Source organism: Isoptericola sp. NPDC057391, assembly GCF_042668085.1.
Taxonomy (GTDB): domain Bacteria; phylum Actinomycetota; class Actinomycetes; order Actinomycetales; family Cellulomonadaceae; genus Isoptericola.
The window spans coordinates 1-10,538 of the sequence record NZ_JBHVBO010000148.1 but is presented as its reverse complement, the minus strand read 5'-3'; the positions used below and the strand labels follow the sequence as shown (position 1 = coordinate 10,538).

11 protein-coding genes are annotated in these 10,538 nt (G+C 71.0%); 2 read left to right on the top strand and 9 right to left on the bottom strand.

The window, feature by feature from the left end:
* Positions 1-33: 33 nt before the first annotated feature.
* From rplI to ACFUVW_RS16205, 5 genes are all read right to left on the bottom strand, one after another.
* Positions 34-483, bottom strand: coding sequence for a 50S ribosomal protein L9 (gene rplI / locus ACFUVW_RS16225; RefSeq protein ID WP_429731013.1), 450 nt, complete (start codon positions 481-483; stop codon positions 34-36).
* Positions 484-502: 19 nt separating this feature from the next.
* Positions 503-739 (bottom strand): 30S ribosomal protein S18, encoded by a 237-nt coding sequence (gene rpsR, locus ACFUVW_RS16220; protein WP_100422261.1) that lies wholly within the window; start codon positions 737-739, stop codon positions 503-505.
* 84 nt (positions 740-823) lie between these two features.
* Positions 824-1,372, bottom strand: coding sequence for a single-stranded DNA-binding protein (locus tag ACFUVW_RS16215; protein ID WP_430572352.1), 549 nt, complete (start codon positions 1,370-1,372; stop codon positions 824-826).
* 129 nt (positions 1,373-1,501) lie between these two features.
* Positions 1,502-1,792 (bottom strand): 30S ribosomal protein S6, encoded by a 291-nt coding sequence (gene rpsF, locus ACFUVW_RS16210; RefSeq protein ID WP_430572351.1) that lies wholly within the window; start codon positions 1,790-1,792, stop codon positions 1,502-1,504.
* Positions 1,793-1,948: 156 nt separating this feature from the next.
* Positions 1,949-4,501: a transglycosylase domain-containing protein gene (locus ACFUVW_RS16205; protein WP_430572350.1), complete on the bottom strand. Its 2,553-nt coding sequence runs from the start codon at positions 4,499-4,501 to the stop codon at positions 1,949-1,951.
* Between the two features lie 311 nt (positions 4,502-4,812).
* On the opposite strand from ACFUVW_RS16205, the gene ACFUVW_RS16200 reads away from it, so the two are divergent.
* Positions 4,813-5,487 (top strand): PadR family transcriptional regulator, encoded by a 675-nt coding sequence (locus tag ACFUVW_RS16200; protein WP_430572349.1) that lies wholly within the window; start codon positions 4,813-4,815, stop codon positions 5,485-5,487.
* Positions 5,484-6,575, top strand: a complete 1,092-nt coding sequence (locus tag ACFUVW_RS16195; protein ID WP_430572348.1) for an inositol-3-phosphate synthase — start codon at positions 5,484-5,486, stop codon at positions 6,573-6,575. Before ACFUVW_RS16200 ends, ACFUVW_RS16195 begins: the two co-directional genes overlap by 4 nt.
* Positions 6,576-6,629: 54 nt before the next feature.
* Here ACFUVW_RS16195 and ACFUVW_RS16190 read toward each other — a convergent pair whose 3' ends face one another.
* The 4 genes from ACFUVW_RS16190 to ACFUVW_RS16175 all read right to left on the bottom strand — a co-directional run.
* Positions 6,630-7,670 carry a Gfo/Idh/MocA family protein gene (locus ACFUVW_RS16190; RefSeq protein ID WP_430572347.1) on the bottom strand — a complete coding sequence of 347 codons (1,041 nt, stop codon included), beginning with the start codon at positions 7,668-7,670 and terminating at the stop codon, positions 6,630-6,632.
* Positions 7,667-8,737 (bottom strand): Gfo/Idh/MocA family protein, encoded by a 1,071-nt coding sequence (locus ACFUVW_RS16185; RefSeq protein WP_430572346.1) that lies wholly within the window; start codon positions 8,735-8,737, stop codon positions 7,667-7,669. Before ACFUVW_RS16185 ends, ACFUVW_RS16190 begins: the two co-directional genes overlap by 4 nt.
* Before the next feature lie 8 nt (positions 8,738-8,745).
* Entirely contained in the window at positions 8,746-9,618 is an 873-nt protein-coding gene (locus tag ACFUVW_RS16180) for a carbohydrate ABC transporter permease (RefSeq protein WP_430572345.1), read from the bottom strand.
* On the bottom strand, positions 9,611-10,538 hold a 928-nt coding region (locus ACFUVW_RS16175), incomplete at its 5' end, for a carbohydrate ABC transporter permease (RefSeq protein WP_430572344.1). The genes ACFUVW_RS16175 and ACFUVW_RS16180, both read right to left, overlap by 8 nt.

Genomic DNA, 10,538 nt, shown 5'->3' with positions numbered 1-10,538 from the left:
GACAGGGGCCGTCGACCGTCAGGCGTCAGGCGTTCAGCCGGCGACGACCTTGACGGCGATCTTCGCGGAGACCTCGGGGTGCAGGCGCACCGACACGGTGTACTCACCGGTCGTCTTGATCGGCTGACCGATCTCGATCTTGCGCTTGTCGACCTGCGGGCCCTCGGCGGCCACGACCGCGTCGGCGATGTCACCGGTGGTGACGGCACCGAACAGGCGGCCGGACTCGCCGGCGTGCGCCGTGACGACGACCGTCTTGGCGGCGAGCGAGTCGGCCACCGCCTTGGCCTCGTCCAGCGTGGCGATCTCACGGGCCTTGCGGGCCTTGCGGATCGCGGAGACCTGGGACTCGGCGCCCTTGGTCCAGGGGGTGGCCAGACGGCGCGGGATGAGGAAGTTCCGGGCGTACCCGTCCTTCACCTCGACGACGTCGCCAGGCTCACCGAGACCGGTGACCTCGTGGGTCAGGATCAGCTTCGACATGATTCAGTGATCCTTCCGGTCAGCGGGCCGAGGACGAGTACGGCAGCAGCGCCATCTCACGGGCGTTCTTCACCGCACGGGCGATCTGGCGCTGCTCCTGGACGGAGACGCCGGTCACGCGACGCGCGCGGATCTTGCCGCGGTCGGAGATGAACTTGCGCAGCAGCGCGGTGTCCTTGTAGTCGACGGACTCGATCTTGGCCGTCTTGAGCGGGTTGGCCTTCTTCTTGGGCTTGCGCACCACAGGCTTCGCCATGGTGTTGCTCCTTCACAGGTGCTGTCCTCACGGGTGCCGGCCGGGCCGGCGTCGGAGGACGGGTGATCTGGGGACTGGCGCCGATCAGAACGGGGGCTCGTCCGAGAACCCGCCACCGGAGGAGGCGGGACCGGCCGTGGCCCACGGGTCGTTGCTCTGACCGCCGCCGGAAGAACCGAAGCCTCCGCCGGGCTGGCCGCCACCCTGAGGGCCGCCGTAGCCGCCCCCCTGGTTGCCGCCGCCACCGCCGAAGCCGCCGCCACCCGAGCGCTGGGCGCGGGTGACCTTCGCCGAGGCGTACCTCAGCGACGGGCCGACCTCGTCGACCTGCAGCTCCATGACGGTGCGCTTCTCCCCCTCGCGGGTCTCGTACGAGCGCTGCGTCAGACGGCCCTGCACGACGACGCGCATGCCCTTCGTCAGCGACTCGGCGACGTTCTCCGCGGCCTCGCGCCAGACCGAGCAGGACAGGAACAGCGCTTCGCCGTCCTTCCACTCGTTGGTCTGGCGGTCGAACGTGCGCGGCGTGGACGCGATGCGGAAGTTGGCGACGGCAGCCCCTGACGGGGTGAAGCGCAGCTCCGGGTCCGCGACCAGGTTTCCGACGACCGTGATGACGGTCTCACCAGCCATGCCTTGCTCCTTCGTTCGTCCGAGAGTCGTGAGGGGATCCCATCACAGGGCGGTGACATCCATGTCGTCGACATCCACAACGTCGACGCGGACGCCGCCCGCGACGGGGGCAGAGTTTCGGTTCAGGTCTCAGCGGGCGTCGGTGCGCAGGATCTTGGTGCGCAGCACGGCCTCGTTCAGGCCGAGCTGGCGGTCCAGCTCCTTCGCGGTGGCCGGCGTCGAGGTGAAGTCGACGACGGCGTAGATGCCCTCGGAGCGCTTGCTGATGTCGTACGCCATGCGGCGACGACCCCAGATGTCGACCTTGTCGACGGAACCGCCCTCGGTCGAGATGACCGACAGGTACTTGTCCAGCGACGGGGCCACGGTGCGCTCCTCGACCTCCGGGTCCAGGATCACCATCAGCTCGTACTGACGCATGTGTTCAACCCACCTCCTCTGGTCTCAGCGGTCACGGTCGTTCCGTGACAGGAGGGTTCTTGCGTGCGTCGGCCGCGCGCCGCCCCGGAGGGTCCGGGGTGGTGGGCACAGCCAGTCGACCAGGATACCCGCCCGTGCGGGTGTCCTGGAAATCGGTCAGTTGTCGCCGAGGACCCCGAGCGGGTCGTCGTCGTTGCCGTTTCCGTTTCCGTTGCCGTTTCCGTTGTCGTTCCCGTTGTCGCCCCCGCCGTCGTCGGACGGGGGGTCGGTCGGGACCGGGTTCTCGGGGCCCTTCGACACGATCAGCGTGACGGTGGAGCCCTGGTCGACGCTGCTGCCCTGGCCGGGCTCGGTGCCGATCACGATGCCGACGGGCTGGTCGCTGAACTCCTCGCGCACGGCCGGGTTCAGCGCGTCGCCGTAGATCATCTGCTCGGCGGTGGTCCGCGGTTGCCCGACGACGTTCGGCACCACGACCTGCTCCGGCTGGTCGGGCTGCCCGGTCGACACGACGAGGGTCACGGTGGTGCCCACGGGCACCTCCTGTCCCGCCCCCGACATCTGCAGCACCTGGCCCTTGCGCTGGTCGCTGTTCTGCGCCTGCGTGCGGACCACGAGCCCCAGCTTCTCCAGCTCCTGGGTCGCCTTCGCCACGTCCTGGCCGACGAGGTTGGGGACGGTGACCTTCTCCTCCTCCGTCTCGCTGGGCGTCGGCGACGGCGTGTAGGTCGGCTGCGGCGGCACGTACTCCGGGAACTCCTCGGTCTCCATGCCCTCGGTCGCGACCTGCATGAAGTCGGTCCAGGCGCGGGCCGGCCACGAGCTACCCGTGATCTCCTCCCACTCGCCGAAGCCGTCGATCTGGTCCTGGCCGGAGATCTTGCCCGCCTCGAGGTCGAGCGTCTCGTACTGCCGCAGGCCGACCACCGTGGTGAGCTGCGGCACGAAGCCGGCGAACCACGCCGAGCGGTTGTCCTGCGACGTCCCGGTCTTGCCGGCCACGGGTCGGCCGAGCTCCTGGGCCGTGCGGCCCGAGCCCTCCTCGACGACCTTGGTCATCGCGTAGGTGGCCGCGGTGGTGACGTCCGCGTCGAACTCCTTCTCCTGCTCCTGCGGGCCCTCGTACAGCGTGGTGCCGTCGAGCGTCTCGACCTTCGCCACGATGTGCGGCGTCGTGCGGTAGCCGCCCGCCGCGATCGTGGAGTAGGCGCGGGCGAGGTCGATCGGGTAGACGGACGCGGTGCCCAGCACGTTCGAGGGCACGGCCTCGATCGGGTAGTTCTCCGACTTGCGGATGCCTGCCCGGTGCGCCACGTCCACCGTCTTCTCGGGCCCGTTCTCGACGTTGAGCTCGGCGTACGCCGTGTTCACGGAGTCCTTCGTGGCGTCGGCCAGGCTCACCTGGCCGTAGTCCACGAGCCCGAAGTTGGCGGGCGCCCAGGGCTGGCCGTCCTCGCCCTTGATCTCCGGGAAGACGTGGGGCGAGTTGCCGTCGAAGGTGTCCTCGAGCGTGTAGTCGTTCTCGAGCGCCGCCATGAGGGTGAACGGCTTGAACGTCGAGCCCGCCTGGACGACGTCCTGCGTGGCCGTGTTGAGCGACTGCTTCACGTAGTCCGGCCCGCCGTACAGCGCCTTGACCGCGCCGGTCTGCGGGTCCATCGACACCAGCGACATGCGGACGTTCTTGTCCGCCTTGCCGTAGGTGCCGTCCTCGTGGAGCGTCTTCTCCACCTCGACGGCCGTCTTCTGCAGCTTCTGGTCGATCGTCGTGGTGATCCGCAGGCCGCGGGTCTCCAGCTCCTGCTCGGACTCGAGCGGGCCGTCGGGGTTGCTCTCCGAGCGGACGAGCTCCTTGCGCACCTGGGCCAGGAGGTAGCCCTTCTGGCCGCCCCAGGTGTTGGTGGCTTCCTTCTTCTTCTTGAACTTCGGGAACTCGGCCTTCGCGCGCTCGTCCTGGGTGATGTACCCCTGCTCGTACATCCGGTTGATGCTGCGCTCCCAGCGCTCCTGGGCCCGCTCCAGGTTGACCGACGGGTCCCAGTTGTTGGGCGACGGGATGATCCCCGACAGCATCGCGGCCTCGGACGGCGTGAGGTCCTTGGCGTCCTTGCCGAAGAACTCCTGCGACGCGGCCTGGATGCCGTAGGTGTTGCGGCCCCAGTAGATGGTGTTGAGGTAGCTCTCCAGCACCTGCTCCTTGGGCTGGGTCTGGGCCACCTTGAGCGCGATGATCGCCTCGCGGGCCTTGCCCGCGTACGAGTCCTCGGTGTTGAGGTAGTACCGCTCGACGTACTGCTGCGTCAGGGTGGACGCGCCCTGGCGGCCGCCACCCTGGAGGTTGTTGAGCGCCGCACGCGCGATGCCCTTGACGTCGATGCCGTTGTTGGTCCAGAACGTGTCGTCCTCGGACGCGACGACGGCGTTCCCGACGTAGGCGGGCAGGTCGTCGAGCTCGACGAGCTCGCGCTTCTGCTCGGCGAACTGACCGATCGGCTTGCCGTTCGACCAGTAGACGGTCGTGGCCTGGTTGTTCACCTCGTCGAGGTTCTTGGGGATCGTCGTGGTGCTCCACGCGGCCACGAACAGCCCGGCGCCCAGCGCGGTCCCGGTGAGCAGGGTGCCGACGACGATGCGCCAGGACGGCAGCCAGCGCTGCACCGGGCCCTTGCGCGGGCGCGGGTAGTTCCAGAAGCGACGTCTCCTCGCCACGTCAAGCCTTTCGTCGTGCGGGACCGGCGTCGTGCTCGAACGGCGCGCCGGCCTGCGGACCACAGGGAACACTAGGCGATGCCGCAGGGCCGACGGGAGCCTCGGGCGCCCGGGGCGACGGTTCGGCCCCAGGCGTCCCCACCCCTCTGGCCTGCGCTCCGCGGAACCTTCACAACTGCCCGGACGCCGGCGTCCGACGCGTCCCGTTGCACGACCGTGTCGGCGGGTCCTATTCTCGCGATGTATCGACTCGATACGTCGTGACGACGGGTCGGCAGTGACAACGGGACAGGACGGGAAGGGGAACCCTCGTGCGCAGCAGGTCTGTGGTGCTCGAGACGGCCATCCTCGGCCTGCTCAACTCCGCCCCGCTGCACGGGTACGAGCTGCGCAAGCGGCTCAACCTGCTGCTCGGCTCGTTCCGCGCGTTCTCCTACGGCACCCTCTACCCGGCGCTCAAGTCCCTCGTCGCCCGCGGCCTCATCGAGACCACGGAGCGCGAGGCCCCGGCCCCCACGGGCCGGGCGTCGGGCACCCGGCAGGCCGGCGCCAAGTCCTCGGGCAAGGCGCCGCTGGCGGGCCGGCGCGGGCGGATCGTGTACCGGCTGACGGCGGACGGCAAGGAGCACCTCCAGACCGTCCTCGCGTCGTCCGGACCGGCCGCCTGGGAGGACGAGAACTTCGACGTCCGCTTCGCGTTCTTCGCGCAGACGGACGCCGAGACCCGCATCCGTATCCTCGAAGGCCGGCGAACCCGGCTCACCGAGCGCCTGGAGGCGGTCCGAGAGTCTGCCGCACGCACCCGCGAGCGGCTCGACGAGTACACCCTCGAGCTGCAGCGCCACGGGCTCGAACAGGTCGAGCGCGAGGTGCGCTGGCTCGACGGACTCATCACCACGGAACGCGACCGTGCTCTCGGCCGCGCCCGCGACCACAGCGCCGGGGCGCAGGACGCCCCGGCCCAGAGAAACAAGGAGCGAGGATGACCTCCGTCCGCGTTGCCATCGTCGGTGTCGGAAACTGTGCATCGTCCCTGATCCAGGGCGTGCACTTCTACCGCGACGCCGCCCCGACCGACACCGTCCCCGGCCTCATGCACGTGCAGCTCGGCGACTACCACGTGCGTGACCTGGAGTTCGTCGCGGCGTTCGACGTCGACGCGAAGAAGGTCGGCTTCGACCTCGCCGAGGCGATCCACGCGTCGGAGAACAACACCATCAAGTTCGCCGACGTGCCGCCCACCGGCGTCACCGTCCAGCGCGGCCACACCCTCGACGGCCTCGGCGACTACTACTCCGCGACGATCGACGAGTCGGACGCCGAGCCCGTCGACGTCGTGCAGGCGCTGAAGGACGCGAAGGTCGACGTCCTCGTCTCCTACCTGCCCGTCGGCTCCGAGGAGGCGGACAAGTTCTACGCGCAGGCCGCGATCGACGCGAAGGTCGCGTTCGTCAACGCGCTGCCCGTCTTCATCGCCTCCGACCCCGAGTGGGCGAAGAAGTTCGAGGATGCCGGCGTGCCGATCGTCGGCGACGACATCAAGTCGCAGGTCGGCGCCACGATCACGCACCGCGTGCTCGCCAAGCTGTTCGAGGACCGCGGCGTCGTGCTCGACCGCACCTACCAGCTCAACGTCGGCGGCAACATGGACTTCAAGAACATGCTGCAGCGCGACCGCCTCGAGTCGAAGAAGGTCTCCAAGACGCAGGCGGTGACCTCGAACCTCGAGGGCCCGCTCGGCGGCAAGAAGGAGGACCGGAACGTCCACATCGGCCCGTCGGACTACGTCGCCTGGCTCGACGACCGCAAGTGGGCGTACGTCCGCCTCGAGGGCCGTGCGTTCGGCGAGGTCCCCCTGAACCTGGAGTACAAGCTCGAGGTGTGGGACTCCCCCAACTCGGCCGGCATCATCATCGACGCCGTGCGCGCCGCGAAGATCGCGCTCGACCGCGGCGTCGGCGGCCCGATCCTCTCGGCCTCGACCTACTTCATGAAGTCGCCGCCCGTGCAGATGGAGGACACCGCGGGCCGCGCCCAGCTCGAGGCGTTCATCCGCGGCGACGTCGAGCGCTGACGACCACCGCGTGAGGACGAGGCCGGGGCACCGACGTGCCCCGGCCTCGTCGCGTCATGCGCCCAGCCGCACCACCGCGCCGCCCTCGGCGGCCGAGCGCTGCGCCGCGGCGACGACCCGCAGCGTGCGCAGGCCCACCTGCCCGTCCGGCGCCGGCGTCTCCCCGGTGCGCACGCATCCCAGGAAGTGCTCGAGCATCAGCGCGTCGAGGTTCTCGCCGAACCCGAGCCACGCCTGCCGCGTCCCCTGCGCCGCGAGGCCGCCGACGTGCGCCGCGAACGGGTCGATCTCGACCGTGCCACCGGTGCCGACCACCTGCAGCGTCAGGCCGCCCCACGTGGGCGCGCCGTCCGGCACGGACCAGGAGCAGTCGACGACCACCTCCGCGCCGCCCGCGTAGGTGAGGCTCACCAGCGCGCCGGTCTCCGCGCGCACCTGCGGGTCGTCCCCGTGCAGCACCCGGTTGCTCACCGCGCGCACCGCGACCGGCTCCTCCCCGAGCAGCGCGTCGAGCAGGTCGGCGAGGTGGACCACGTGGTCCGCGAGCGCCCCGCCCCCCGCCAGCTCGGGGTCGGTGAACCAGGCCCGGCCCGCCGGCACCTTGCCGTTGTTCGTCCCCGTCCCGCCGAGCACCGTGCCGAGCGCGCCCGACGCCACCAGCGCGCGCAGGGTGCCGAACTCGGGGCTGAAGCGCACGGGGTAGGCCGTCATGAGCCGTACCCCGGCGGCGTCGCACGCCGCCACCATCTCCTCCGCGTCCTCGACCCGGGTCGCGAGCGGCTTCTCGCACAGCACGTGCGCCCCGGCCGCCGCGGCGGCGAGGACGACGTCCCGGTGCCGGGAGTTCTCGCTGCACACGATGACGGCGTCGGGCCGCCAGGCGAGCGCCGCCGCGTAGGTGTCCACGTAGGCGGCGCCGTGCTCCGCGGCGAAGGCTGCTCCGCGCAGCTCGCCGGCCGGGGCCGTGGCGGCGTCGGGGTCGGCGGTGAGGAGCTCGACGTCGGGCCGGTCGCGCAGCAGCGCGACGTACGACGCGGCGTGCACGTGCGCGAAGGACAGGATCGCGACCCGCAGCAGGGCCGGGGTGGGCGTCATGCTCGGCTCCCGGTGGTCTCGAGGTCGGCCAGGGCACGGGCCCGGGCGGCGGTGTCCAGGGCGACGGGCTCCCCGGACGCGACGGAGGCGAGCGCCGCCTCGGCGATCTCGACGGCGATCACGCCGTCGACGGCGCTCACCCTCGGGTGGTGCGGGTCGTCGGGCGCCAACGCCGCCGGGGAGGCCGCGAAAGCGCGGGCCACCTCACGGATCTCGGTGAGGTACGGGCTCTCGCCGGCGGCGGGGGCCGGCCGGTCCTGCCCTCCGGCCGGGACCGGGGGGAGGTCCGTGCGCACCCCCGCCGCCTCGGCCGAGTCGAACCGCAGCGTGCCGGCGTCGCCGGCGACGTGGAACGACGTCCGGAAGGTCGTGTGCGGCGCCCCCCACAGCCCGCGCACGTGGGTGATCGCGCCCCCGGCGTGGGTGAGCACGGCGTGGGCGAGCGTGTGGGGGGCCCCGCCGTCCTCGAGGGAGCGCCGGGTGGCGTGCACGCTCGTGACCTCACCGGCCACCCACCGGGCGACGTCGAGGTCGTGGATCATGAGGTCCAGCACCACGCCGCCCGACTGCGCGTCGTCCACGAACCACGGCGACCAGGAGGGGAACATGCCCCCGCGCGCGAACCGCAGCACGGCGGGCCGGCCGATCTGCCCGGCCTGCACGGCCTCGCGCATCAGGGCGTACTCCGGGAAGAAGCGCACGACGTGCCCCGGGTAGAGCTGCCGGTCGGCCGCGCGGGCGGCGTCGAGCATCGCGACGGCGTCGCGCGACGTGCGGCCGAGCGGCTTCTCGCACAGGACGTGGCGCCCGGCCGCGAGGGCGGCCGACGCCACCTCGAGGTGGACCGGGGTCGGGGTCACGACGTCGACCACGTCGGCGACGTCGAGCAGCTCGTCGAGGCCGGCGGCGACCCGACCGCCGTGCGCGGCGGCGAGCTCGGCGGCGCCGTCGGCCGAGTGGACGACGAGCTCGGCGCCGAGGGCGCGCCAGGCGGGGGCGTGGGCGCGGGCGATGCCCCCGGCACCCACGAGTCCGACGGTGAGGGCTGGTGCGGGTGGTGCAGACATCGTGCTCCCTACTTGAGTCCGGAGTGGGCGAGGCCGTCGATCACGCGCCGCTGCAGGACGATGAACAGCAGCAGGATCGGGGCCATGGCGAGCACGCTCGCCGCCATCATCACCGTGTAGTCGGTGGTGGTGCGCCCGGCGAAGGTCGCGATGCCGGCGGCCAGAGGCATGCTCTCCGCCCGCGTCGAGACGATGAGCGGCCACAGCAGGTCGTTCCACGACCACAGGACCGTGATGATGGTCAGGGCGCCGAGGCTGGGCCCCGCGAGCGGCAGCATGACGCGCCAGAACACCTGGAACGGGTTCGCCCCGTCGAGCCGCGCCGCCTCCTCCAGCGAGTCGGGCACGCCCTTGAAGAACTGCATCATGAGGAACGTGCCGAACGCGCTGAAGACGCCCGGGGCGGCGATGCCGGCGACGGTGTTGAGCCACCCGAGCCCGTTGACGATCTGGTACTGCGGGATCAGGTAGACCTGCGACGGGACCATGAGGATCGACAGGACGAGCGCCAGCAGCACCCCGCGCAGCGGGAACCGCATCCGCGCGAAGGCGTAGCCCGCCATCGAGCACAGCACGAGCTGCCCGACCGTCCGCACGACGGTGATGGACACCGAGACCCAGAACTCCTGGAGGAACGGGAGCTTGGAGAACACCTCGGCGTAGTTGCCCCACTGCAGCTCCCCCGGCCAGAACACCGGGGGCACGCTCATCACCTGCGCGTTCGTGGACAGCGAGGTGAGCAGCTGCCACACGAACGGGAACACCATCACGACGCCGCCCGTGGCGAGCAGCACGTGGGCCCACGCGTTCGAGCCGTGGCGCGAGCCGCGGCGGCGGGGGGCGGCACCCGCGGGCGCGCGGGTCAGGGTCGCCTCAGGCATACGTGACCCACCTCCTCTGCATGCGGAACTGGAGCAGGGTGACGGCGCCGACGATGAGCAGGATGACCATCGCGATCGCGGCGGCAAAGCCCTTGTCGTTGCGCAGGAACGCCTCGTTGTAGAAGAGGTAGACGAGGGACTGCGTCTGCTGGATCGCGGGGTTCGCCTGGCCCATGAGGGCGTACAGCAGGTCGAAGAGCTGGAACCCGTTGATCACCGTGATCACGGTGACGAAGAAGACGCTGGGCGTCAGCAGCGGCACGGTCACCGAGCGGAACTGCCGCCAGGCGGTCGCGCCGTCGAGCGCCGCGGCCTCGTAGAGCTCCGGCGGGATGTTCCGCAGGCCGGCGGACAGGATGATGATGGCGAAGCCCAACGACGTCCACAGGCCCACGACCGACACCGCGACCAGGGCGAAGCCTGGCGTCGAGGTCCAGGCGGGCCCGTCGATCCCGACGAGCCCGAGCAGCCAGTTGAGGACGCCGAAGTCGCCGTTGAAGATCAGGCGCCACACCATCGCGACCGCGGTCGGCATCGCGACGTACGGCATGAAGTACAGGACGCGGTAGAACGCCGTGAACCGCATGCCCGGCCGGTTGAGCAGGCTCGCGACGACCATGGCGACGGGGATCCCGAGCAGCACGATCGCCGTGTAGACGAGCGTGTTGACGACCGCCGTCCCGAGGTCCGGGTCGCTCGCGAGGCGCACGTAGTTCTCCGCGCCTACCCAGGTCTGGCCGCCGAACGCGCCCCACTCCGTGAACGAGAAGTAGCCGGTCTGGACGATGGGCCACAGGTAGAAGAGGACGACGCCGAACATCGTGGGCAGCACGAACAGGACGGGCCACCAGCCGTCGTGGCCGCGCCGGGGGCGGCGGTCGGCGCCGCCGGCCCGGCCGGCCGGGCGCGGGGTGGAGCCC

Bases quoted from the DNA above. Each gene is read 5' to 3' on its own strand.
- rpsF (WP_430572351.1), bottom strand. From the start codon at position 1,792: ATGCGTCAGTACGAGCTGATGGTGATCCTGGACCCGGAGGTCGAGGAG.
- ACFUVW_RS16185 (WP_430572346.1), bottom strand. From the start codon at position 8,737: ATGTCTGCACCACCCGCACCAGCCCTCACCGTCGGACTCGTGGGTGCC.
- ACFUVW_RS16215 (WP_430572352.1), bottom strand. From the start codon at position 1,372: ATGGCTGGTGAGACCGTCATCACGGTCGTCGGAAACCTGGTCGCGGAC.
- rpsR (WP_100422261.1), bottom strand. From the start codon at position 739: ATGGCGAAGCCTGTGGTGCGCAAGCCCAAGAAGAAGGCCAACCCGCTC.
- rplI (WP_429731013.1), bottom strand. From the start codon at position 483: ATGTCGAAGCTGATCCTGACCCACGAGGTCACCGGTCTCGGTGAGCCT.
- ACFUVW_RS16180 (WP_430572345.1), bottom strand. From the start codon at position 9,618: ATGCCTGAGGCGACCCTGACCCGCGCGCCCGCGGGTGCCGCCCCCCGC.
- ACFUVW_RS16195 (WP_430572348.1), top strand. From the start codon at position 5,484: ATGACCTCCGTCCGCGTTGCCATCGTCGGTGTCGGAAACTGTGCATCG.
- ACFUVW_RS16190 (WP_430572347.1), bottom strand. From the start codon at position 7,670: ATGACGCCCACCCCGGCCCTGCTGCGGGTCGCGATCCTGTCCTTCGCG.